The sequence below is a fragment of the Curtobacterium sp. NPDC089689 genome (genome assembly GCF_044749145.1).
In the GTDB taxonomy this organism is placed as follows: domain Bacteria; phylum Actinomycetota; class Actinomycetes; order Actinomycetales; family Microbacteriaceae; genus Curtobacterium.
This window is the reverse complement of record NZ_JBIVHJ010000001.1, coordinates 1,096,463-1,119,696: the sequence shown is the minus strand read 5'-3', so window position 1 is coordinate 1,119,696 and position 23,234 is coordinate 1,096,463. Positions and strand designations below refer to the sequence as shown.

Annotated in this window: 22 protein-coding genes; 9 read left to right on the top strand and 13 right to left on the bottom strand. The window is 70.4% G+C overall.

Annotated features, from left to right (window positions below; all coding sequences use genetic code 11):
• Positions 1-183: 183 nt before the first annotated feature.
• The gene (locus tag ACIPYW_RS05485; RefSeq protein WP_400411520.1) at positions 184-339 is read left to right on the top strand and encodes a hypothetical protein; all 156 of its coding nucleotides are present in this window, start codon (positions 184-186) and stop codon (positions 337-339) included.
• A gap of 4 nt (positions 340-343) precedes the next feature.
• On the opposite strand, the gene ACIPYW_RS05480 is transcribed toward ACIPYW_RS05485, so the two are convergent.
• Positions 344-796, bottom strand: coding sequence for a hypothetical protein (locus ACIPYW_RS05480; RefSeq protein ID WP_400411518.1), 453 nt, complete (start codon positions 794-796; stop codon positions 344-346).
• Positions 797-877: 81 nt separating this feature from the next.
• Between ACIPYW_RS05480 and glgX the strand changes: the two genes are divergently transcribed.
• Entirely contained in the window at positions 878-2,896 is a 2,019-nt protein-coding gene (glgX, locus tag ACIPYW_RS05475; protein ID WP_400411516.1) for a glycogen debranching protein GlgX, read from the top strand.
• A gap of 134 nt (positions 2,897-3,030) precedes the next feature.
• Here glgX and ACIPYW_RS05470 read toward each other — a convergent pair whose 3' ends face one another.
• Both ACIPYW_RS05470 and ACIPYW_RS05465 read right to left on the bottom strand, forming a co-directional pair.
• Positions 3,031-3,435, bottom strand: coding sequence for a VapC toxin family PIN domain ribonuclease (locus ACIPYW_RS05470; RefSeq protein ID WP_400411513.1), 405 nt, complete (start codon positions 3,433-3,435; stop codon positions 3,031-3,033).
• Entirely contained in the window at positions 3,432-3,662 is a 231-nt protein-coding gene (locus tag ACIPYW_RS05465) for a type II toxin-antitoxin system VapB family antitoxin (protein WP_400411511.1), read from the bottom strand. Before ACIPYW_RS05465 ends, ACIPYW_RS05470 begins: the two co-directional genes overlap by 4 nt.
• Positions 3,663-4,049: 387 nt before the next feature.
• Between ACIPYW_RS05465 and ACIPYW_RS05460 the strand changes: the two genes are divergently transcribed.
• Positions 4,050-4,691 carry a DUF308 domain-containing protein gene (locus tag ACIPYW_RS05460; protein WP_400411509.1) on the top strand — a complete coding sequence of 214 codons (642 nt, stop codon included), beginning with the start codon at positions 4,050-4,052 and terminating at the stop codon, positions 4,689-4,691.
• Positions 4,692-4,754: 63 nt separating this feature from the next.
• On the opposite strand, the gene ACIPYW_RS05455 is transcribed toward ACIPYW_RS05460, so the two are convergent.
• Both ACIPYW_RS05455 and ACIPYW_RS05450 read right to left on the bottom strand, forming a co-directional pair.
• Complete coding sequence (locus ACIPYW_RS05455; protein WP_400411507.1) at positions 4,755-6,137, bottom strand: NAD-dependent succinate-semialdehyde dehydrogenase; 1,383 nt, start codon at positions 6,135-6,137, stop codon at positions 4,755-4,757.
• On the bottom strand, positions 6,134-7,489 hold the full coding sequence (locus ACIPYW_RS05450) for an APC family permease (RefSeq protein WP_400412519.1): 1,356 nt from the start codon (positions 7,487-7,489) through the stop codon (positions 6,134-6,136). The genes ACIPYW_RS05455 and ACIPYW_RS05450 overlap by 4 nt, the downstream gene beginning before the upstream one ends.
• A 411-nt stretch (positions 7,490-7,900) precedes the next feature.
• On the opposite strand from ACIPYW_RS05450, the gene ACIPYW_RS05445 reads away from it, so the two are divergent.
• The gene (locus tag ACIPYW_RS05445) at positions 7,901-9,022 is read left to right on the top strand and encodes an alpha/beta hydrolase (protein WP_400411505.1); all 1,122 of its coding nucleotides are present in this window, start codon (positions 7,901-7,903) and stop codon (positions 9,020-9,022) included.
• Between the two features lie 40 nt (positions 9,023-9,062).
• Here the strand turns inward: ACIPYW_RS05445 and ACIPYW_RS05440 are convergent, their stop codons facing one another.
• From ACIPYW_RS05440 to ACIPYW_RS05410, 7 genes are all read right to left on the bottom strand, one after another.
• Positions 9,063-10,079, bottom strand: a complete 1,017-nt coding sequence (locus tag ACIPYW_RS05440; protein WP_400411503.1) for an agmatine/peptidylarginine deiminase — start codon at positions 10,077-10,079, stop codon at positions 9,063-9,065.
• The gene (locus tag ACIPYW_RS05435; RefSeq protein ID WP_400411501.1) at positions 10,076-11,128 is read right to left on the bottom strand and encodes a nitrilase-related carbon-nitrogen hydrolase; all 1,053 of its coding nucleotides are present in this window, start codon (positions 11,126-11,128) and stop codon (positions 10,076-10,078) included. The genes ACIPYW_RS05440 and ACIPYW_RS05435 overlap by 4 nt, the downstream gene beginning before the upstream one ends.
• Positions 11,129-11,167: 39 nt before the next feature.
• Positions 11,168-11,821, bottom strand: coding sequence for a hypothetical protein (locus ACIPYW_RS05430; protein WP_400411499.1), 654 nt, complete (start codon positions 11,819-11,821; stop codon positions 11,168-11,170).
• Between the two features lie 495 nt (positions 11,822-12,316).
• A complete protein-coding gene (locus tag ACIPYW_RS05425; protein WP_400411497.1) occupies positions 12,317-13,663 on the bottom strand; it encodes a flavin monoamine oxidase family protein in 1,347 nt (448 codons plus the stop codon).
• Positions 13,663-15,027: an NAD(P)/FAD-dependent oxidoreductase gene (locus ACIPYW_RS05420; protein ID WP_400411495.1), complete on the bottom strand. Its 1,365-nt coding sequence runs from the start codon at positions 15,025-15,027 to the stop codon at positions 13,663-13,665. The genes ACIPYW_RS05425 and ACIPYW_RS05420 overlap by 1 nt, the downstream gene beginning before the upstream one ends.
• A 2-nt stretch (positions 15,028-15,029) precedes the next feature.
• The gene (locus tag ACIPYW_RS05415; RefSeq protein WP_290133333.1) at positions 15,030-16,460 is read right to left on the bottom strand and encodes an aspartate aminotransferase family protein; all 1,431 of its coding nucleotides are present in this window, start codon (positions 16,458-16,460) and stop codon (positions 15,030-15,032) included.
• Positions 16,457-16,939 carry an Lrp/AsnC family transcriptional regulator gene (locus tag ACIPYW_RS05410; protein ID WP_058724777.1) on the bottom strand — a complete coding sequence of 161 codons (483 nt, stop codon included), beginning with the start codon at positions 16,937-16,939 and terminating at the stop codon, positions 16,457-16,459. Before ACIPYW_RS05410 ends, ACIPYW_RS05415 begins: the two co-directional genes overlap by 4 nt.
• A gap of 133 nt (positions 16,940-17,072) precedes the next feature.
• On the opposite strand from ACIPYW_RS05410, the gene ACIPYW_RS05405 reads away from it, so the two are divergent.
• From ACIPYW_RS05405 to ACIPYW_RS05385, 5 genes are read left to right on the top strand one after another with little or no spacing between them, the layout of a single operon-like run.
• The gene (locus ACIPYW_RS05405; protein WP_400411492.1) at positions 17,073-18,518 is read left to right on the top strand and encodes a gamma-aminobutyraldehyde dehydrogenase; all 1,446 of its coding nucleotides are present in this window, start codon (positions 17,073-17,075) and stop codon (positions 18,516-18,518) included.
• Between the two features lie 36 nt (positions 18,519-18,554).
• Positions 18,555-19,742 (top strand): ABC transporter ATP-binding protein, encoded by a 1,188-nt coding sequence (locus ACIPYW_RS05400; protein ID WP_400411489.1) that lies wholly within the window; start codon positions 18,555-18,557, stop codon positions 19,740-19,742.
• Positions 19,739-20,950, top strand: coding sequence for a PotD/PotF family extracellular solute-binding protein (locus ACIPYW_RS05395; protein ID WP_400411487.1), 1,212 nt, complete (start codon positions 19,739-19,741; stop codon positions 20,948-20,950). Before ACIPYW_RS05400 ends, ACIPYW_RS05395 begins: the two co-directional genes overlap by 4 nt.
• Before the next feature lie 2 nt (positions 20,951-20,952).
• The gene (locus ACIPYW_RS05390; protein ID WP_400411485.1) at positions 20,953-21,861 is read left to right on the top strand and encodes an ABC transporter permease; all 909 of its coding nucleotides are present in this window, start codon (positions 20,953-20,955) and stop codon (positions 21,859-21,861) included.
• A complete protein-coding gene (locus tag ACIPYW_RS05385) occupies positions 21,858-22,745 on the top strand; it encodes an ABC transporter permease (protein WP_400411483.1) in 888 nt (295 codons plus the stop codon). The genes ACIPYW_RS05390 and ACIPYW_RS05385 overlap by 4 nt, the downstream gene beginning before the upstream one ends.
• A gap of 104 nt (positions 22,746-22,849) precedes the next feature.
• Here the strand turns inward: ACIPYW_RS05385 and ACIPYW_RS05380 are convergent, their stop codons facing one another.
• On the bottom strand, positions 22,850-23,209 hold the full coding sequence (locus ACIPYW_RS05380) for a hypothetical protein (RefSeq protein ID WP_400411481.1): 360 nt from the start codon (positions 23,207-23,209) through the stop codon (positions 22,850-22,852).
• Positions 23,210-23,234 lie beyond the last annotated feature (25 nt).

Genomic DNA, 23,234 nt, shown 5'->3' with positions numbered 1-23,234 from the left:
CGGGGGGGGGGGGGGGCGCCGGGGGGGGGGGGGGGGGGCGCCCGCCCCGGGGGGGGGGGGCCGGGGGGGCGGGGGGGGGGGGGCGGCGGGGGGGGGGGGGGGGGGGGGCCCCCCCCCCCCCCCCCCCGCCCGTCTCTCGGTCGCCTGAAGAGCATGACGCGCGCCGCGCGTAGCGTCCCGGCCATGAGCGACACGAGCAGCAGCCAGCCGTCCGACGCCGAGCGCGAGTACACCGAGGACCTGCCGGACGGATCGCCGTCGGGCGACGCGACCGAGGACCCCTCGCAGGACAGCGACCACGACTCGGGCGGCGAGCCCGAGGACCCGCAGTCGGATTAGACGATCACTCGCTCGCGCGGACCGGTTCGCCGGTCTCCGGGTCCCACCCGACCACCCGAGGCTGCTGCGGCTTCGGGGCGCGGGCAGCACGCGGCGGGAACCAACCACGCGCGGCGGGGAGGTACGGGAGCGTCGCGGCGAGAGCGGACGCGACCCCCTCGGCCGTGGTGAGGCCGTACGGCGGCGCGAAGGAGCCGATCAGCGACAGCGCGCCGAGGACGGCCAGCCAGAAGCGTGCCCGCCCCGAGCCACGGGCGAGGCGGAGGGCTCCGAAGGCGAAGAAGCCGAGCACGGCGAACCCGAGGACGACCGGGATCACCGACCAGGGTCCGAACTCACGGGCCTCGGCGCCGATCCGCACGGCGTGGGCCACCGCCTGCACGGCGAACACCACCAGCCAGAGCACGACGGCAGCGGTCACGAGGGCGGGGCGGGAGCGCGGAGCACCGGTGGTCACGAGCCGATCCTACGACCGGCCGACCCGCCCGGGGTACGTCGTCCGGCACAGGTCACAGTGACCGACCGGTACAAGGACGACATGACCACTTCCTCCCGAACACCGCTCGGCGTGACGCTCGTCGACGGCGGCGCGAACGTCGCACTCTTCTCCAGCACCGCCGAGCGCGTCGAGTTCTGCCGCTTCGACGAGGACGGCACCGAACACCGCACCGAACTCACGAACCGCACCGGGTACACCTTCCACGACGTCGTCCCGGACGTCACCGTCGGCACCCGCTACGGCTTCCGCGTGCACGGTGCGTGGGACCCCGCGAACGGCCTGCGGCACAACCCGGCAAAGCTCCTGCTCGACCCCTACGCGACCGCGATCGACGGCACGTACGAGTGGGGCCAGGCACTGTTCGGGCACGACATGGAGCAGCCGGACCAGCTCGACGACACCGACTCCGCGAGCGCGATGCCGAAGTCCGTCGTCGCCGACCGTGCGTTCGACTGGGCCGGCGACACCCGACCCGGGACGTCGTACGCCGACACCGTCGTGTACGAGGTGCACGTCAAGGGGTTCACGAAGCAGCACCCCGACGTTCCCGAGGAGATCCGCGGCACCTACGCCGGCCTCGCGCACCCGGCAGCGATCAAGCACCTCACCGACCTCGGCGTCACCGCCGTCGAACTCCTGCCCACGCACCAGTTCGTCCAGGACTCGACCCTTGCCGACAAGGGCCTCCGGAACTACTGGGGCTACAACTCCATCGGGTTCTTCGCCCCGCATGACGAGTACTCCTCCTCCGGCACCGCCGGGCAGCAGGTGACCGAGTTCAAGGAGATGGTCAAGGCCCTGCACGCCGCCGGGCTCGAGGTCATCATGGACGTCGTCTACAACCACACCGCCGAGGGCAACCACATGGGCCCGACGCTGTCGTTCAAGGGCATCGACAACCCGGCGTACTACCGGTTGGTCGAGGGTGACGAGGCGAACTACTTCGACACCACCGGCACCGGCAACAGCCTCAACGTGTCCCACCCGTCCGCACTCGGGCTCATCACCGACTCACTCCGCTACTGGGTGGAGGAGATGCACGTGGACGGCTTCCGCTTCGACCTCGCCACCACCCTGACCCGGCAGGACGGCGAGGCCGAGAAGCACTCCGCGTTCCTCGACATCGTCCACCAGGACCCGGTGCTCCGCGAGGTCAAGATGATCGCCGAGCCGTGGGACACCGCGGGCTACCAGGTGGGCGGGTTCCCCGCGGACTGGTCGGAGTGGAACGGCAAGTACCGTGACGACCTCCGCGCGTTCTGGCGCGGCGACGAGGGCACCCTCGGCGAGGCCGTCCAGCGCGTCCTCGGCAGCCCCGACGTGTACGAGGGGTCCCGGCGCTCGCCGCTGTGCTCCGTCGACTTCATCACCGCGCACGACGGCTTCACCCTCGCCGACCTGACGATGTACGCCGAGAAGCACAACGAGGCGAACGGCGAGGACAACAACGACGGCGAGAGCGACAACACCTCGTTCAACGGCGGGGTCGAGGGGCCGACCGACGACGGCGCGGTGAACGACTACCGCGACCGCCAGCGCCGCAACTTCCTCGGCACGCTGCTGCTCTCGGCGGGCATCCCGATGATCCTCGGCGGCGACGAGATCGCGCGCTCCCAGGGGGGCAACAACAACGCGTACTGCCAGGACGACGAGATCTCCTGGTTCGACTGGGCCGCCGCCGACCAGGACCTCCTCGCGTTCACGACGGCTGCGATCGCCTTCCGCCGCGAGCACCCGGCGCTCCGCCCCGAGTGGTATCGCACCGCCCCCGGTGACTCCGACTCGACCGTGCAGGTGCTCCGAGCCGACGCGCAGGGCTTCGAGGACGCCGACTGGGCCGACGGGGGCAACCGGGCGGTCACGCTCGTGCTGACCCGCGGCGACGACACCGTGGCGGTGCTCCTCAACGCCTCGGACACGACCGTCGAGTTCACGCTGCCGGAGAAGCCGGGCGGCGGGAGCTGGGCCCTCGGGCTGTCGAGCGACCAGGAGCAGGCGGTCGGCGGCGACGCCGCGACCGTGCTGGTGCGGGACGCGTCGTTCACGGCGCTGGTCTAGACCACGGGAAGGACGGGAGCGCGCCCCGCTCAGCGGCAACGCGAAGCGTTGCGCGGGGCGGGGCGACCGAGCCTGCGAGGGAGGAGTGCCGGCTGGCACCGCGCCTCCCGTCCGTTGCTGGTCCGATCGGACCGTCAGCGTTCGGGCAGGTACTCCAGGCGGAATTCCGGCACGACCGCGGCGATGTGCTCGTAGTCGCGGTCGGCCGAGAGGACGATCGCGTCGTTCGCGATCGCGTACGACGCGATCGCGGTGTCGATCGCCCCGGCGCCGCGCACGTAGCCTCCCTTCCAGAGGGCACTCTGCACCCGCAGCACGTCACGCCCGCTCGGATGGACGTCAGCCGGGAAGAACAGTTGCATGTCCGACATCAGTTCGTCGTGCTCCGCGGCGTTCCGAGCCGAGAAGCAGTACTCGAGGACCTGAGGTGGGCAGGTCAGGATGAGGTCTCGGGTCGCGACCTCTCGGAGCCGCGAAGCGATCCCGGCGAACTTCCGCGCCTTCCACCAGACCGAGTTGTCGACGACGTAGGCGCTCACGCGGCGTCAGACGGGTGGCCGGGAGCGTCGTAGTGGACGACGGAACCGACGGTCTGGTCGTCGGAGAAGCCCCGGCTGATGATCCGTTCGACCGCGGCGGGCTGCTGGCGCACCGCGATGAGGGTCTGGAGGGCTCGGTTGACCACGTCGCGGTTCGTCCGCGCTCCCGTGAGCTGCTTGGCCATGTCGAGCACGGCCTGGTCGAGGTCGATCGTCGTGACCGTCATGATGCCTCCTGCTGTCGGTACCGCGATTATACAACCCGATGTATAAACACGGGATTGCTCCGCCCGGCGGCGACGTGAAGTGTTGCGCGAGGCGCGCCACTGAGCCGGGAGGGAGCGAGTCGCTGACACCGCGCCTTCTGTCCGGCGCTGGTCCGGTCGGGCCATCAGCCGGGGCGGATGAGCGCCTTGTGCCGAACTCGTTGGCCCCGACGGGGCGGAGCACGGCGGAGTAGCCGCAGGACGCGAATGCCGCTGGATCCACGGTCGTGAGGTTGCCCTCTCGGCGACCTCCGCTTCCGCGCCGTTCCGGGCTTGTGGAGGACCAGGGCACGGCTCGACCTGCTTTGGGGCTACTCAGGGGATAGCGGACCTGACAACTTGTCGGCTATGAGTAACGTTCCCGAACAGCAGTATCCGTACCCCGGCCAGCCTGCCCCCTACCAGCAGCAGCCCACTCCCGACCACCAGAAGCGTGGCAACCCCTTCGGACTGGTCGCCCTGATCGTCGGAATCGTGGCGATCGTCGGCTGCGCGATCCCCATCGTCAACAACGTCTCGATCGTCCTGGGCATCATTGCTCTGATCTTCGGCATCGTCGGATTGATCGTGAAGAACCGTCGCCGTGGGCTCGCCATCACCGGTGTCGTCCTCGGCGCGCTCTCCGTCATCGTCGGGCTGTCGACCCAGGCCCTCTACTCATCGGCACTCGACAGCGTTTCGAAGTCGATCTCGTCGGCATCCGCGGACGCCTTCGACAAGGAACACACCGTCAAGGTCGAGGTGACCGGGAACTCGACCGACGCGAACATCTCCTACTCCACCGACGGAGGGTCTGAGCAGGCTTCGAACCCCAAGCTCCCCTTCTCGAAGACCCTGACGGTTCACGGTGACACGTTCGGAACGGTCACGGCGACGAACGGGCAGACCGGCGACTCGGTGACTTGCACGGTGTCCGTCGACGGCAAGCAGGTCTCGAAGAACACTGCCACCGGCCAGTACGCGAGCGCGTCCTGCGACTACGACAACTGATCCTGGATCGTGCGCCGATGAGCAGCAGCGGGACGCGAACCTGTAGCCACTCCGGTCGGACCGTCAGCCGATGCGGATGAGCTTCTTGTTGACGAACTCGTCGGCCCCGAAGGGGCCGAGCTCGCGCCCGAAGCCACTCGCCTTGACGCCGCCGAACGGCAGCTCGGGGCTGTCCGCGCCGACGATGTTCACGTAGACCATGCCGGCCTCGATGCGGTCGGCGACCCGGAGCGCCTGGTCGGCGTCGGTGGTGAAGAGGTACGAGCCGAGGCCGAACGGAGTGTCGTTCGCGAGCTCGATCGCGGCGTCCTCGTCGGCGACCCGGTACACGGCCGCGACGGGACCGAAGAACTCCTCGCGGTAGGCGTCGTTGTCGGACGTGACGCCCGTCAGCACGGTCGGCGTGAACGCGTTACCGCGGCGCTCGCCCCCGGTGACGACCGTGGCGCCCTGCTCCTCCGCAGCCGCCAGCTGCGCTTCGAGCCGGTCGGCCGCGGTCGGCGAGGACAGCGGGCCGAGCTCTGCGCCGGAGATACTCGGGTCGGTCGGCTCCACGGCGGACATGGCAGCGGTGAACTTCGCGAGGAAGTCGTCGTACAGGTGGTCCGCGACGAGGAAGCGCTTCGCGGCGTTGCAGACCTGGCCGTTGCCCTCCAGTCGGGTGGCGACGGCGGACTCGACCACGGCGTCGAGGTCGTCGGTCGAGAGCAGGATGAACGGGTCCGACCCGCCGAGCTCGAGCACGACCTTCGTGAGGTTGCGGCCGGCGATCTCGGCCACGGCGGCACCCGCCCGGGCGGAGCCGGTGAGGGACACGCCCTGCACGCGCGGGTCGGCGATGACGTCGGCGACCTGGTCGTTCGTGGCGAAGACGTTCGTGTAGGCGCCCTCGGGGAGCCCGGCGTCGTGGAAGACCGCCTCGATCGCGAGTGCCGACTCCGGGCACTGCGGAGCGTGCTTGAGCAGGACCGTGTTGCCGATGACGAGGTTCGGGCCGGCGAACCGGGCGATCTGGTACGCGGGGAAGTTCCACGGCATGATGCCGAGCAGCACGCCGACGGAGGACTTGCGGACGAAGGCGCTGCCCTCGCTGCCCTCCGCCAGCGTGATCGGCTGATCGGCGAGGAAGTCCTCGGCGTGGTCCGCGTAGTAGTCGTAGATGTCGGCGCAGAAGTCGACCTCGCCGTACGCCTGGTCGATCGGCTTCGCCATCTCGCGCACGATCGTGGTCGCGAGGGCCTCGCGTCGCTCGCGGTAGAGCTCGGCGACCCGGTGCAGGAGGGCGGCGCGGTCGGCCACGGTGGTGGACCGGCCCCAGTCCGCGTGCGTCCGGTCGGCGGCGGCGATCGCCTGCTGGAGCTCGGCGTCCGTGATCGTCGGGAACGTGGCGAGGACCTCGCCGGACGTCGGGTCGGTCACCGCGTAGGTGGTGGCGGTGTCGTTCATCGTGTCTCCTGTCGGTGCTCGTCGGTGAGCTGCTTGTTGACGCCGGTCACGGGCTGGTTCTCGTCGAAGCCCCTCGGCTGGATCCGGAACCCCTTCGTGATGACCAGCAGGTACACGAACCCGATCGCGGCCCACACCCCGCCGGCGATGAGCGCGTCGGCGTGCAGCTGAGACCAGAGAACACCCGTCAGGAGCATCGCGACACCCGGCAGCACGATGTAGGCGAAGCGGTCGCGGGCGGTGTGCCGACGACCCTGGCGCCAGGCGAAGTGCACGATGACGGTCAGGTTGACGAAGGTGAACGCGATGAGGGCACCGAAGTTGATGTACGACGAGATCGTGTCGAGCGAGAACGTCATCGCGAGGAGCGTGACGGCACCGACGATGATGATGTTCGGCACGGGCGTGCGCGTGCGGGGGCTCACGTAGCCGAACACCTTCTTCGGCAGGACGTTGTTCCGGCCCATCACGAGCAGCATGCGCGCGACGCTCGCGTGCGAGGCCAGCCCGGACGCCAGGGCGGCGACGAAGCCCGCGGCGACCAGGACCGCCTGGAAGACCGGACCGCCCACGAGCAGCCCGATCTGCGGCAGCGGGTCGTCGGTGAACTCCCCGAACGGCGCGTTGGTCGGGAACCGGAGCTGTGCGAAGTAGGCGGACACCAGGAAGATCAGGCCGCCGAGCAGGACGGTGAGCAGGATCGCCTTCGGCATGATCCGGATGCTCTTCGCCTCCTCCGTGTACATCGTCACGGCGTCGAACCCGATGAACGAGAAGCACACCACCGTGGCGCCGGTGAGCAGGGCGGTCATGGTCACGCCGTCGTGCACGAACGGCTCGGTGCTGACGACGGTGCCCGCTCCGGCACCGCGGACGAGCTCGATGACCGCGAACACGACGAACGCGATCATCGCGAGGATCGCGCCGACGAGCAGGACCATGTTGAGGTTCGAGGTGCCGCGCATGGAGAGGCAGATCACGGTGGTGACGAAGAGCGTGTACACGACGACCGTGACCCACGCCGGCAGCGCGGGGAACACCTGCTCGAGGTACAGCCGGATGATGAGCGCGTTGACCATCGGCAGCAGCAGGTAGTCGAGCAGGGAGGCCCAGCCCACCATGAAGCCGGCGTTGGGGTGGATCGACTCCCGCACGTACGTGTACGCCGAACCGGCCGCCGGGTAGACCCGCACCATCTTCCCGTAGCTGACCGCGGTCAGGAGCATGATGACGAGCGCGATGACGTAGGCGCTCGGCACGGCGCCGTTCGTCTCGTCGGACACGATGCCGAACGTGTCGAACACGACCGTCGGGGTCATGTAGCCCAGGCCGAGTCCGACGATGGCCCACAGGCCGAGACTCCGCTTCAGGGAACCGCCACGGGCGGTCGAGCCGGACGCCGCTGTGGCGAGGGTCGGTGTTGCCAAGGGTCGTTCCCTCCTGCTCGCGGCCGGGCCGCGGGGCCGGGGTCGGGGCGACGGTGCCCCGACCGGTACGGGTACCGGGATGCTCGTTCGGAGCGACCCGGTGCGCAGACGATACCGACGACGGCCAGCGCGCCGGGCACGCCGTCGAGTACACGGGGGCGGTGTCGGTTGTACGTCATGTCGCTTGCTCGGAGGACGCCCGACGGTCGCTGAAGGTGGGCGGGGAAGACCCTCAGCCGACCGTCGCCGGACGGCAGCGAGTTCCCGGACCCGGTCCCTACGCTCGCGGCCGGAGAAGCACCTCCGACGAGAGCGCACGCAGGACGAGGACGACCGATGGCACGCACACCCAGCACCCCCCGGCAACGACGTGGTGGAGCCCTGCTCGCCGGTGGACTCGCGGGGGGACTCGTCGTCGGGCTGGTCGTCGGAGGACTCGGCGGTTGGACGGCGAGCCACGCGGCGGCACGGTCGGAGGCGCAGGTCACGACGCCGGCGACGGCCTCGGCCTCGCCACGACCGGTCCCGACGTACACGCCGGTGCCGACGTCGTCGCTCGGCATCCCCGCCAGCGAGGCGCCCGGAGGCTCGACCGCGCCGAGCAGCCTCGACCTCGCGACGTCGTGGACAGCTCCCCTCGACATGCCGACGCAGGGGCGCCTGCTGCACGAGACGATCCCCGCGACGACGTCCCACTTCGCAGCGCGACAGGCCCTCGTGTACCTGCCACCCGCAGCCCTCACCGCCGACCCGCCGCACCTGCCGGTCGACGTCCTGCTCTCCGGCCAGTCCAAGGGCGCCGGACCGAACGACGTGCAGAGCGGCGGACACATCGAGGAGACGATGGACGCCCTCGCCACCGTCGACCGCGGGCTCGCGCCGATCGTCGTCGTGCCGGACCAGCTCGGTCCGCAGTCCGCCAACCCGATGTGCGTCGACGGGAAGCTCGGCAACAGCCGGACCTACCTCACGAAGGACGTCCCCGCGTGGATCACGAGTCACCTCAAGGTGCAGACCGCGGCGTCGGCGTGGACGATCGGTGGGTTCTCCCAGGGCGGGACCTGCGCGATCCAGCTCGGTGCCGGTGACCCCTCCCGCTTCGGCAACCTGATCGACGTCTCCGGCGAGGACGGTCCGACGCTCGGCAGCGAAGCGAAGACGATCGCCGACGGCTTCGGGGGCAGCCGCGCCGCGTACCTCGCCGCGCAGCCAGCGGCCCTGATGCGGGCGAACGCGCCCTACCGGGACACGAACGCGTTCTTCGCGGTCGGCCGACTCGACTCGACCTACGGGCCCGTCATGCCGGTCCAGGCCGCTCGGGCCCGGGCCGCCGGCATGCACGTCGCGACCTGGGAGGTGCCGGGCGACCGGCACAACTGGACGACCGCACGGGCGGCGCTCGCCGCGGGGCTGGCGTGGATGCAGTCGCGGATCGGGTTGGCGCCGTCCGGGGACTGACCGCAGCAGGCGCTCGTGTCCGGTCGGTGCGTCAGCGGTGTCAGTGCGCGCCGACGCTCGGCTGCTGCTGCGTGATGCAGTGCAGTCCGCCCCCACGCGCGAAGACCTCCCGCGCGTCCACCGACCGCACCTCGCGCCCCGGGTACACGTCCGCGAGGATCCCGCGAGCCCGGTCGTCGGCCGCGGGTTCACCGAAGGCGCACGCGATCACGGCGCCGTTCATCACGACGTGGTTGACGTAGTTCCAGTCCACCGGGCCGTCGCCGTCGGCGAGCGTCGCCGGTGCCGGCAGCTCGACGATCGCGGCGTCCGTCACGCGTTCGAGCGCCGCCCGGACCTGCGGCATCACCAGGTGGTCCGGGTGGTCGGCATCCGGCTGCGCGTGCAGGAGCAGGACGTCCGGCGCAGCGAACGTCGCCACCATGTCCACGTGCCCGCGGGTCCCGAGCCCGTCGTAGTCCCGGGTCAGTCCACGCGGCAGCCACACGACCTCGGACGCGCCGATGGTCCGTGCGAGTTCCTCCTCGACGCGGGCGTGGTCCGCGTACGGGTTCCGTCGGGGATCGAGCTGCACCGTCTCCGTGACCAGCACCGTGCCCCGGCCGTCGACGTGGATCGCCCCGCCCTCGTTCACGAGGAGCGACGGGATCCGTTCGGCGCCGGCGGTCTCGGCGACCGTGGCGGCGATCCGTGCGTCACGGGTCCAGGTCGACCACGCGTTCGCGCCCCACCCGTTGAACACCCAGTCCACCGCACCGAGTCGTCCGTCGTCACCCAGTACGAACGTGGGGCCGATGTCCCGCATCCAGAAGTCGTCGAGCGACGCCTCGAGGACGTCGACGGCACCCGAGAGCAGGCGTGCTGCGTCCGCTCGGGCGACCGGGTCGACGACGACCGTGACGGGCTGGTACTCGGCGATCGTGTTCGCCGTCGTGGCCCATGCCGTCCGGGCGGCATCGGCGCTCGCCGCGTCGTCGCCGAGGGTCGCGCCCGGGCGGGGGAAGGCCATCCAGGTGCGGTCCTGCGGCGCCGTCTCCGCCGGCATCCGCCAGGTCACGCGCGTGCCGCCGCGGTCTGCGGGCCGTCGGCCCGGTGCGGGGTGGCGGTACCCGCCAGGGAGGCACGGATCGCCTCGTCGGCGCCGTACCCGTCACGCAGGCGGTCGACCGGGTCGGTCAGTGGAGCGTAGAGGTCGGGACGCCGCGTGACGTAGAACGGGAAGAGCCGGAGCCACTCGGTCCTGGCGTCGAGGTCGAGGTCGGCCACGAGCACGGCGTCGGTGTCGCGCGGAGCCTCGACGAGCACCCGGCCGAACGGGTCCGAGATGAACGACGAGCCGTAGAACGTGATCGCGCCCTCGTCGCCCCAGCGGTTCGGCACGACCATGAACTGCCCGGCGGTGATGCCGTTCGCGACGATGACCTGCCGCCAGACCGGCGCCGTGTCGAAGTCGGGGAACGTCGGTTCGGACCCGATCGCGGTCGGGTAGGCGAGGACCTCCGCACCGGCGAGCCCGTAGGACCGCGCGACCTCGGGGAACCACTCGTCCCAGCACGTGGGGAGCCCGACCCGCACGCCGAGGCCTTCCGGGTCGTACACGGGGAACGCGTCGTCGTCGGGGCCCGGCCGGAAGTAGGTGTCCTCGTAGTAGCCGGCACTGATCGGGATGTGGGTCTTCCGGGTCCGTCCGACGAGGGAGCCGTCCGGGCCGACGAGCACCGCGGTGTTGTAGCCACGGGGGTCGTCCGGCTGGTCGTCACCGGCAGGTCGCTCGTACAGCGACGCGTGCATGAACACGCCGTGACGCCGGGCCTGCTCGCGTGCGAAGGACACGGTCGGGCCGTCCTCGAGCGACTCTGCCCCGTTCTTCGGTACCCCGTCCGCCGGCACGTCAGCGGGGTACCGGGAGAGCGTGAGCTCCTGCAGGAAGACGGCGGTGGCTCCGTTCGCCGCCGCGGAGGCGATCCCGTCGGCGAGCACGCTGCCGTGCTCGTCGGGATCCTCGTGCCAACGGGTCTGGACGAGCGCGACACGGACCCGGCGACGGGCGGTCCCGGTGTCCTCGCGCAGGGGAGACGGCTGGTCTGCAGCGGTGATGACGTCCATGGCGCCATTGTTGACCCTACGATCAACAAGCACAAGGGGTCAGGAGATGATGTTCACCGCGCGGGAGATGACGAGTGCGAGCAGGATGAAGCCGCCGATCGCCTGGTAGGCCATGATCATCTTCGCCCGGACGGTGAGGGGCATCGTGTCGGTCGGGCTGAAGGCCACCATGTTCGTCATCGCGACGTAGAGGTAGTCGAGGTACACGGGGCGCCACGATGCCTTGGCCGGATCGGACTCCTGCGGGAACAGGAAGTCGGCCTCGTCGCTCGCCCAGAGCTGCGGCTGCCGACGTGCGACCGGACCACCGCGGTCCAGCTCCCAGTACACGAGCCCGAACGCGATGATGCTGCTCACCCACACCTGCAGGGCCGTGAGCAGCACCGCACCGCCGTCGGGGTGTCCGTGCAGGAGCTGGTCGATCGTCTTCACGACGGTGAGCTGGTTCGCCACCGTGAGCAGCACCGCGAGGCCCGTGGACAGCCAACGGGACCAGGTGGTCTCACGGGTGAGTCGTCGCGGGTTGAACACGATGAGCGGTGTGAGGAGCAGGACACCGAGCAGCGGCACGACCCACGAGGGGAAGAACAGCACCTGGTCGGGCAGGAAGAGGCTCAGGGCGAGGTTGACGAGCACGGCCACGGCGACCGGCGCGCGGTGTTCGTGCTCGTGGGTGGGCCGCGTCGTCGTCACGGTCCCGAGTGTGGCACCGCTGCCCAGGGCCACGGCGGTGCGACCCGTGCGGACCCTCTCAGCGGACCGCCCCGTGTCGCGATGGTGGAACGTGGAACATCAGTAGGCTGCTCGAGGGTCGCGTCATCGCCGGAACGTGGCCCGGGCAAGGATGAAGCCCACCGCTGCGCCAACAGCGATGGGCTTCGATTTGCTCTCCGAGTGGAGAACGAGGGACAACACGGGTCCCGAGCCTGATCTCGGAACCAGTGTAACCCGATCCACGATCGGGTCGCACGTCCCTCGGCCCCTGCTCTTCGTGTTCGCCGGCGCTGACACGGAAGGTGGTTCGCATGTCGCACGACGACGAACCGCGCCGACGCCGTCAGGTGCCGTGGTTGGGATCGCGACGTTCATCGTGACCCTGGCCCGGTTCCTGCACGACCTCTGGCGCAAGGGCTGAGCCCCGGGTGTCCCGCGCTCCGCAGCGCGGGGCACCCGTCGGGGTCCGAGACGTCAGGTGGGAAGCGGTTCGGTGAGGGAGACCGGCTCGACCTCGCGCCCGAGCAACCGCCCCGCCGCACGCAGGCCGGAGAGCAGCGCCCCGTGGACGGTCGCGGGGTCGTCGCCCCACGTGGCCTCCCCGGCGAGCTGCACCCGGCCGGACGGCGAGCCGAGCAGGTCGTGGTCGTCCGGGGACGCCCCGACGTGCAGGTAGGAGTACGACCCCCGCGCGAACGGGTCCGCCGCCCAGCGCGTGATGCGCACGGCGTCGGGCTGCGGGACGGACGGACCGAACATCCGTCGCAGCGCGGTGACGGCTTCGTCGACGACGAGGGCATCGGGCAGCGACTCGATCCGCCGGGCGCCGGCACCGCCGACGAGGGCGGCGAGCACCGGCTCGCCGGTCACCCGGGACATGTCGTACCAGGAGTGCCAGTCGACACCGGCCGGGCCCTGCTGCCGCACGACCCAGTCGCCGCCCCAGAACCGCTCGGGGAACCGGAGGAACACCTTGTCGTAGACGCCCATCCCGAGCCGGCCCATCGCGTCGAGGACGTCAGGGCCGAGCGGGGGCTCGAAGGTGACGGCACCTGCCTGCAGGACACCGAGCGGGACGGTGACGACGACCGCGGCGGCGGTGACGACCCGACCGTCCGCGAGTTCGACCGCCGCACCGTCCGGGGACTGCCGCACGGCCCGGACCACCGAGGACAGCCGGACGTCGAGACCCTCGGCGAGGGCGCGGGCGTACTGGCCGTACCCGCGGGGGAAGACGACCTCGTCGCCGGGCACGTGCTCCTCGTCGAGGCCGTGGGCATCGAGCACGGTGACGGGTGCACCGCAGAGGTCCTCGGAGCGGTGCGCCGTGTACTCCCGGACGCGAGCGGCGCGGTCGCCGTCGATCCGCAGGTCGCGGAGGACGGCGTTCACGGCGCTGGCGTAGGTGGACGGCGGCGGCGCGTGTTCCACCACCTCGGGCAGTGCGGCGTCGAGGGCGTGCAGGTCGGCGACGAACGACGCGGCCTCGGCCTCGGTGAGCCGGCGACCGGACGGTGCGTGCCAGCCGATCGGGCGACCGTCGAACTGGAAGCTGCCGACGGTGAACTCGACGGTGTCGATCCCGAGCGCGGGCGCGAGCTCCCACAGCGGGTTGCCGTCGACGCCGTGGATCCACGAGGCGCCGAGGTCGACCGGGACGCCGAGTGCATCGTCGGTCCACGTCCGACCGCCGATGCGGTCGCGGGCCTCGAGGACGGTGACCGACCGACCGCCCTGTACCAGGGCCCGCGCGGCGGCGAGCCCGGCGACCCCGGCCCCCACGACGATGACGTCGGCATCCGGACCAGGAACGTCGGACATCAGTGCCCTCCCGTCAGCGGGGCCATCAACCGTGCGGCGAGGCTCGGCCGCCCGGTCAGTGCTTCCTCGCGGTCCGCCAGGTCGGTCGCCACGAGTCCGGCGTTCGCGCCGAGGAACCGCAACGGCTCGGGCTCCCAGTCCGGCGAGCGGTGGTTCACCCACGGCAGCGCGGTCAGCGGCGACGCCACCCCGCGGACGAGGTCGGCGAGGGTCCGGCCCGCGAGGTTCGTCGTCGACAGACCGTCGCCGACGTACCCGCCGGCGGTCCCGACGTGGCCGTCCCAGGTGACCGAGGCGCACCAGTCGCGGGGCACCCCGAGGGGTCCGCCCCACGAGTGCGTGATCGGAGCGTCGGCCACGGCGGGGAAGAGGTCGACGAGTGCCCTCCGCAGGTGCTCGAACACCCGCGGTACCCGGTCGTGACCCGGTTCGATCGACGAGCCCCAGTGGTAGCGGGCACCCCGTCCGCCGAAGGCGATGCGGTCGTCGGCCGTCCGCTGCCCGTACACGAGCAGGTGCCGGTAGTCCGAGAACGTCTGCCCGTGCTCGAGCCCGATCCGGTCCCACACGGCGGCGGGCAGCGGCGCCGTCGCGATCATGAGCGAGTACAGGGGCAGCACGCGGCGTCGGGTCTGCCCGAGCTGGGCACCGTAGCCCTCGACCGCGACGACGACGGCACCCGCCGAGACGGTCCCGCGGGAGGTGACCACCCGACCCTGGTCCCAGGACGAGGCGGGCGTGTGCTCCGCGATCCGGACGCCCCGTGCCTCCAGGGCGGCCGCGAGGCCACGCACCAACGCAGCGGGCTGCACGCGCGCGCAGTCGGGGGTCCACGCGACGCCGGCTGACCCGGCGGCATCGCCGGGGCGTGCGTCGCGGTACGTCATGTCGTCACCCCAGGCGGCGGAGGACGCAACCTCGTCGCGGGCGGCGCGCTCCTGCACGGCGGAGCGCGCGTAGAGGACGGTGCCGCCCTTGACGAAGTCGCAGTCGACCCCGGCTTCGGGCGCTGCGCGTCCGACCTCGTCGACGGTGTCGCGCATGGCCGCGCGCAGGGCGTTGGCTGCGTCCCACCCGTCGCGTTCCGCGATCGACGCGGCGGACGCCGGGAACAGGGCCGAGCACCAACCGCCGTTGCGGCCGGACGCGCCGAACCCCGCGATCTCGCGTTCCACGACGACGACCTGGAGGCGCGGGTCGGCCCGGTGCAGGTACCACGCGGTCCAGAGACCCGTCAGTCCGGCACCGATGATGCAGACATCGGCGGTCGTGTCGCCGTCGAGCGGGGGCCGGGGCGTCAGGTCGTCGCGACCGCTCGTGACGAGCGCGTCGAGCCAGAACGAGACGCTCCGGTAGCCCGTCATGGTCAGATCTTCGTCCAGGCCTCGGTCAGGACGCTCCGCAGGATCGACGTCATCTCGCGGAACTCCGGCTGCCCGATGGTCAGCGGCGGCGCGAGCTGCACGACGGGGTCCCCGCGATCGTCGGCGCGGCAGTACAGGCCCGCGTCGAAGAGCGCCTTCGACAGGAACCCGCGGAGCAGGCGCTCCGACTCGGCGTCGTCGAAGGTCGTCTTCGTCGCCTTGTCCTTCACGAGCTCGATGCCGTAGAAGTACCCGTCGCCACGGACGTCACCGACGATCGGCAGGTCGCGGAGCGTGTCGAGCTCGGCCTTGAACAGCGGCGCGTTCTGCTGGACGTTCTGCAGCAGCCCCTCTTCCTCGAAGATGTCGAGGTTCTCCATCGCGACGGCCGCCGACACCGGGTGCCCGCCGAACGTGTAGCCGTGGTAGAAGGTCGTGTCACCGGTGGAGAACGGCTCGAAGAGCTTGTCGCTGATGATCGTCGCGCCGATGGGGGAGTAGCCCGAGGTCATCGCCTTCGCGCAGGTGATCATGTCCGGCACGAAGTCGTACGTGTCGCACGCGAACATCGTGCCGATCCGGCCGAACGCGCAGATGACCTCGTCGGAGACCAGCAGCACGTCGTACTCGTCGCAGATCTCGCGGACGCGCTGGAAGTAGCCGGGCGGCGGCGTGAAGCAGCCGCCGGAGTTCTGCACCGGTTCGAGGAAGACCGCGGCGACGGTGTCGGGCCCCTCGAACTCGATCATCTCGCGGATGCGCTCGGCTGCCCAGAAGCCGAACTCCTCTTCCGATCCGCCGGCGAAGCCCATCTCCGCGGCGCGGTAGTAGTTCGTGTTCGGGACGCGGAAGCCACCGGGGGTGAGCGGCTCGAACATCTGCTTCATCGCCGGGATGCCGGTGATCGCGAGGGCGCCCTGCGGGGTGCCGTGGTAGGCGACCGCACGCGAGATCACCTTGTGCTTCATCGGCTTGCCGCGGAGCTTCCAGTAGTACTTCGCGAGCTTGAACGCGGTCTCGACGGCCTCTCCGCCGCCGGTCGAGAAGAACACCTTGTTGAGGTCGCCCGGGGCGTGGTCGGCCAGCCGGTCGGCGAGCTCGATCGCGGCGGGGTGCGCGTACGACCAGATCGGGAAGAACGACAGGGTCTCGGCCTGCTTGGCGGCCATCTCTGCCAGACGCTTGCGGCCGTGTCCGGCGGCGACGACGAACAGGCCGGAGAGTCCGTCGATGTACTCCTTGCCGTGGCTGTCGTAGACGTGGTGCCCCTCGCCCCGGACCATGATCGGGACGTCGGCTCCGGCCTGGTTCGCGCCGTGCCGGGCGAAGTGCATCCAGAGGTGGTCGCGCGACTTCTGCTGCAGCGCGGCGTCGTCCACCGGGGCGAACGGGTCGTAGGACCCCAGGCGTGCACGTGGTTCGGAGATGGTCATCGAGTTCCCCAGTCGTAGAGCTGTTTGCGGAGTTGCAGGTAGACGAAGGTCTCGGTCTCGGCGACGCCCGGGATCGCCCGGATCGTGCCGTTGAGCAGTTCGATGAGGCCGTCGTCGTCCTCGCAGACGACCTCCACCATGAGGTCGAAGCTCCCGGCGGTCATCACGAGGTAGTCGACCGCCGGGAGCCGTTCGAGTTCGTCGGCGACGGTTCGGGTGTCACCGCTGACCCGGATGCCGATCATCGCCTGCCGGTGGAACCCCAACTGCAGGGGGTCCGTGACCGCGACGATCTGCATGACGCCGGTCTCCGTGAGCTTCTGGACCCGTTGGCGGACCGCCGCCTCGCTGAGACCGACCGCCTTGCCGATCTCGCCGTACGGGCGGCGTCCGTCTGCCTGGAGTTGCTCGATGATCCGCTTCGAGGTCTCGTCGATCGGTCCCGGACGTCGTGGTGCTGCCGCCATGCCGGACAGCATGGCAGCGGCGTCCGAGCCGCGCAAGGGATTTCGTTGTGAACACGATGTTTCGCGACGATTTCCGTTGTTACGGTTCTCCACAACCTGCGGAATCTTCTTCCGGAGCGGGGAATTCCGTGCCAGTATCGCCGCCATGCTGGACAGTGACACAGCCACGCGGGTGCTCCGGAACTTCGTCGGGGGCGAGCAGGTCGAGGCCCGCGGCGACGCGACGATGGACCTCGTCGCGCCCACCGACGAGCACGTGTACGGCACCTCGCCCGTCTCCACCCCCGAGGACGTCGACGCCGCGTTCGCCGCCGCGAGCGAGGCGTCCACGACCTGGCGTCACACCACCCCCGGCGAACGCCAGCTCGCCCTGTTCCGGATCGCCGACGCGATGGAGCAGCGTGCCGAGGAGTTCGCCGACCTCGAGTCGCTCGACACGGGCAAGCCCCGGGCGACCCTCGTGCAGGACGAGATCCTGCTGTCCGTCGACCAGATCCGCTTCTTCGCCGGAGCGGCCCGGAACCTCGAGGGTCGGAGCGCCGGCGAGTACCTGCCCGACCACACGTCGTTCGTCCGACGCGAGCCCATCGGCGTCGTCGCGCAGGTCACGCCGTGGAACTACCCGCTCAACATGGCGGTGTGGAAGTTCGCCCCGGCGATCGCCGCGGGGAACACGACCGTGCTCAAGCCGAGCGACACCACGCCGCTCTCGACACTGCTGCTCGCCGAGGTCGCCGCCGAGTTCCTGCCGCCGGGCGTCCTCAACGTCGTGCTCGGCGACCGGACGACCGGTGCCGCGATGATCGACCACCCGACTCCCCAGCTGGTGAGCATCACCGGCTCGGTCCGCGCCGGCGTGCAGGTCGCCCGTGCCGCCGCGACCGACCTGAAGCGCACGCACCTCGAACTCGGCGGCAAGGCACCGGTCATCGTGTTCGACGACGCCGACATCCCGTCCGCCGTCGCCGGGATCGTCGCCGCGGGGTTCTTCAACGCCGGGCAGGACTGCACCGCCGCCACCCGGCTGCTCGTGCAGGACGGCATCCACGACGAGTTCGTCGCGGCCCTCGTCGCCGAGGCGCACGCGAACGCCCGCACCGGCCCCGACGTCGCCGACCCCGCCTTCGGCCCGGTGAACAACGCCGGTCAGCTCGCGCAGGTCCGTTCGTTCCTCGACACCCTTCCCGACCACGCCACGGTCGAGACGGGCGGCCACCGGATCGGCGACCGCGGGTTCCACCACGAGGCCACGATCGTCTCCGGGCTCCGTCAGGACGACCGCATCGTGCAGGAAGAGGTCTTCGGTCCGGTCCAGACGGTCCAGCGCTTCCGGACCGAGGACGAGGCCCTCCGGCTCGCGAACGACGTCGAGTACGGCCTCGCGAGCTCGGTGTGGACCACCGACCACGCACGGGCGATGCGGTGCTCCCGCGACCTCGACTTCGGCTGCGTGTGGATCAACACGCACATCCCGATCGTCGCCGAGATGCCGCACGGCGGCTTCCGGCACTCCGGCTACGGCAAGGACCTGTCGCAGTACGGGTTCGACGACTACACCCGCATCAAGCACGTCATGTCCTACACCGGCTGACCACCGGACCCGACCCGCGCACCAGCAGGAGGCACCATGGCAATGACCGGCACGTTCGCCGAATCGGGGGCCGATCTGCGGCTCGACCGGATCACCAAGGCCTTCCCGGGCCACACCGCGGTCGACTCGCTCGACCTCACGGTGCCCGCCGGGTCGTTCTTCGCCCTGCTCGGCCCGTCCGGCTGCGGCAAGACCACCACGCTGCGGCTCGTCGCCGGGCTCGAAGAACCCACGAGCGGCACGATCACGATCGGCGGGGAGGACGTCACCGACACGAAGCCGTACCAGCGGCCGGTCAACACGGTGTTCCAGAACTACGCGCTCTTCCCGCACATGAGCGTCCTCGAGAACGTCGCGTTCGGCCTGAAGCGACGGCGCATCCCGGACCCGGTGACGAAGGCGACCGAGGCACTCCGGCTGGTCGAGCTGGAGGGCTCGGCGTCGAAGCGTCCGGCGCAGCTCTCCGGCGGCATGCAGCAGCGCGTCGCCCTCGCCCGTGCGATCGTGAACCGTCCCGCGCTCCTGCTCCTCGACGAGCCGCTCGGCGCGCTCGACCTCAAGCTCCGCCACCAGATGCAGTTCGAGCTGAAGTCGATCCAGGCCGAGGTCGGCCTCACGTTCCTGCACGTCACCCACGACCAGGAAGAAGCGATGACGATGGCCGACACGGTCGCCGTCATGAACGGCGGGCGCATCGAGCAGATGGGCAGCCCGCAGGAGCTCTACGAACTCCCGCGCACCGCCTTCGTCGCGAACTTCCTCGGCCAGTCGAACCTGCTCGAGGGCGAGGTCCGAGGCACCGACGGCGAGCTCCTCGTCGTGGCGACCGAGGCCGGCACCCTCGCGGTCCCCACCGCCCGAGCCGTCGCGACCTCCGGACGCGTGGTCGTCGGCGTCCGCCCCGAGAAGCTCAAGATCCGCACGGCGGAGCCCTCCCCGGAAGCCGGTCGGAACATCCTCGGGCCCGGACGGGTCGTGGACGTCTCGTTCTCCGGCGTCAGCACGCAGTACCTCGTGGACGTCCCCGGGGCCGGGCAGGTCTCCGTCTTCGCGCAGAACTCGAAGGGCGGCCCACGGATCGCCCGAGGAACCGAGGTCTGGCTCACGTGGGGCGTCGACCACGGCTTCGGCCTGGAGGCGCACCCCGCGTCCGACGCGACGGTCGCCGCCCACGGCGATCCGGGCCTCCAGTCCGCACCGGCCACCGCAGGAGCGGTCGCGTGACCAGCCGACCCGACCTGGTCCGCGGACTGACGTCCGCGCGCGTCAGCCGACGCGGGTTCCTCGCCGGAGGCGGGGCCGCGGCCGTCGCCGCGCTCCTCGCCGGGTGCAGCATCAAGGGATCCGCAGCCTCGCTCGCCGGCACCGAGGTCGACTGGCAGCGGTTCTGGGCCGACGCGAAGGCGACCAAACAGCTCAACTTCGCGAACTGGCCGCTCTACATCGACTCCGACAAGGGCAAGTCCGAGTCGATCCAGCTCTTCGAGCAGGCCACCGGGATCTCGGTCGACTACCAGGCGGTGATCCAGGACAACGCGACGTTCTACGCGACCGTCTCACCGATCCTCCGCGCGCAGGGCGCGACCGGGTACGACCTCGTCGTGATGACCAACGGGTTCGAGCTGACACAGATGATCAAGAACGGGTTCGTGTGCGAACTCGACCACGCGCGGCTGCCGAACTTCGCGAAGTACGCCGGTGACTCGGTGAAGGACCCGACGTACGACCCGGACAACAAGCACTCGGTGGTGTGGCAGACCGGGTTCACCGGACTCGCCTACAACCCGAAGTACATCGACCGCGAGATCACGTCCTTCCAGGACCTCCTCGACCCGGCCTTCCGGGGTCGTGTCGGGCTGATGAGCGACAACACCGAACTGGGGTCGCTCGGACTCCTCGCGAACGGGATCGACCCCGAGACCTCGACCCCGTCCGACTGGCGGAAGGCCCAGGACTGGCTGCGGGAGCTCCGGCCGAGCGTCACCGGGTTCTACGACCAGAGCTACATCAACAAGCTCGAGAACGGCGACACCTGGATCACGCAGGCCTGGTCGGGCGACGTGTTCCAGGCGCAGCAGTCCGGGTTCGAGCACCTGAGGTTCGTCACCCCCGAGGAAGGCCAGATGATGTGGCACGACAACCTCATGATCCCGAGGCAGGCCGCGAACCCGGTGTCGGCCCTGGCGTGGATGGACTTCTACTACACGCCGAAGATCGCCGGGATCGTCGAGGACTACGTGAACTACGTCTGTCCGGTCCCTGAAGCCGAGGACTACGTGCGGGACGTCCTCGAGGACCCCACCGTCGCCGACAGCCCGCTCGTGTTCCCGTCGGAGGACGTCCTCGCCCGCTCCCACGAGTTCCGGGTGTTCGAGAACTACGACGAGTACTCGGAGTGGAACAGCATCTTCAACGCGGTGGTGCAGTCGTGACCGTGGTCGGGACCGCCGCGATCGCGGGGGTCGGCACGGGGCCGGGGCGTCGTCGGCTCCGGGTACCGTTCCTGCTCGGGATCGTCGGCACGGCCTACCTCTGCGTGTTCTTCGTCATCCCGCTCGTGTCGGGGCTCATCGTCTCGCTCATGTCGGGCAACCCGGACGACGGGTACACGTTCACGTGGAACTTCGGGATCTACTCGTCGCTCTTCGTCGACCCGCAGGTGCCGTACCTGACGTTCCTGCTCCGGTCGCTCTGGTACGGCGTCGCTGCCACGATCGCGACCATCCTCGTCGGGTACCCGGTGGCCTACTTCATCGCGTTCCGGGTGTCGCCGCGCTGGAAGAACCCGCTGCTCATGCTCGTGTTCATCAGCTTCCTGGTGTCGTTCGTGATCCGCACCGACATGTGGGCGTTCGTGCTCGCGTCGCAGGGGCCGGTCGTCACGACGCTGCAGGCGATCGGCCTCGCCGGGAAGGACTTCCACATCCTCGGGACCTCCGGCGCGGTCATCTTCGGCAACGCCTACAACGACCTCGCGTTCATGGTGCTGCCGATCTACGCAGCGCTCGAGCGGATCGACCCGCGGCTCGGTGAGGCCGCCAACGACCTCTACGCGGGGAAGTTCCGCGCGTTCTGGCACACCACGCTGCCCCTGTCGCGATCGGGCATCTTCGCCGGGGTGCTGCTCGTGTTCATCGACTGCGTGGGCGACCCGGTGAACTCGGCGCTCCTCGGCGGGACGAACACGTACACGATCGGTCAGGCGATCCAGGACGCCTACTCCGGCAATCAGCAGTACAACGTCGCCGCGGCGCTCTCGACCGTGCTCATGGTCGTGCTCGGCATCATCCTGTTCATCTACGCCCGGGTGTCCGGCACCGACGACCTCGAGGACCTCGTATGACCGCCGTCACACCGACCCGTCCGGGGTCGACCGCACCCCTGTCGCCCGTCTCGTCCGGCACCGCCGCCCGACCGCAGCGCCGTCGTCGTGGGGCCCAGCGCCGCGGGCCGTGGCTCGCGATCGTCTACTGGGTCGTCATCGCGATCACCCTCGTCCCGATCGTCTCCATGGTCGCGTACTCGTTCAACGACGCTCCGACCAACCGCCTGACCTTCGCCTGGAACGGCTTCACGACGTACTGGTACCAGAACCTCTGGAACGTCTCCGGGCTCGGGGCGGCCTTCGGGACGTCGGTGCTCGTCGCGTTCCTGGCGGCGATCGTCTCCGTGGCGATCGGTCTGCCGCTCGCCCTCGCCCTGGAGCGCTACCGGTTCCCCGGCCGCAGCATCGTGAGCTCGATCGTCTTCGCCGACATCGCAGCGCCGTCGATCGTCGTCGGGTCGGCGTCGCTGTCGTTCTTCCTGTCGGTCGGACTCGGCACCGGGTTCTGGACGATCCTCATCACCCACGTGGCGTTCGACGTCGCGTACGTCGTGGTGGTGCTCCGAGCGCGGATCGCCGGGACGTCGAAGGTGCTCGAGGAAGCGGCGGGTGACCTCGGTGCGACGCCGTTCCAGGCGTTCCGGCTCGTCACGCTGCCGCTCCTCGCGCCGGGCATGCTCGCCGCGGGGCTGCTGGCGCTCGCGATGTCGATCGACGACTACGTCATCACGTCGTTCGTCGCCGGGCCGTCGGTCACGTTCCCGCTGTTCGTGTACGGCGCCGCGAAGGCCGGGATGCCACCGCAGGTGCTCTGCTTCGGGACCCTCGTGTTCGCGGTGGGCCTCCTCGTGGCGCTGCTGAACGGCGCCCTGAACCGGCGCCTGGCGCGGACGCGGGGCTAGGCCGGGCGGGTCAGCGGAACGCGCGCGTTCCGACGTTGCGCGCGTCGATCGGCCGGTGGTTCGTCGAAGCGCGCGCGTTTCGTGGGACCAAGGTTCACCGGACGCTACCGCCGGACGAAGAACGGGCGCGCCGCCGGCAGGAAGAGCAGGACCGCTGCGACCACGGAGAGCGCGACGAGCAGGAGCGTCGAGGCGCCGTCGCCGATGCTCAGGAGCGCCCGCGCCGCAGCGACCACCACGAGCACGATGCGCGCGGTCGCCGAGCCGCGCCAGACCCGCAGCACGGCCCAGGCGACGAGCGCCCAGATCACCAGTGAGAGCACGACGGAGATCACGGTCACGAGGGCGCTCGCCGGGAACTCCACGAAGCCGATCACCGACGCGAGCACGCAGCCCACGAGCCACACGGCCCAGAGCACGACCGACACGGTCACCACCTGCGGACGAGCCTGTTGCGAGGTCACGCCAGCAGGGTATCCGTCACGCACC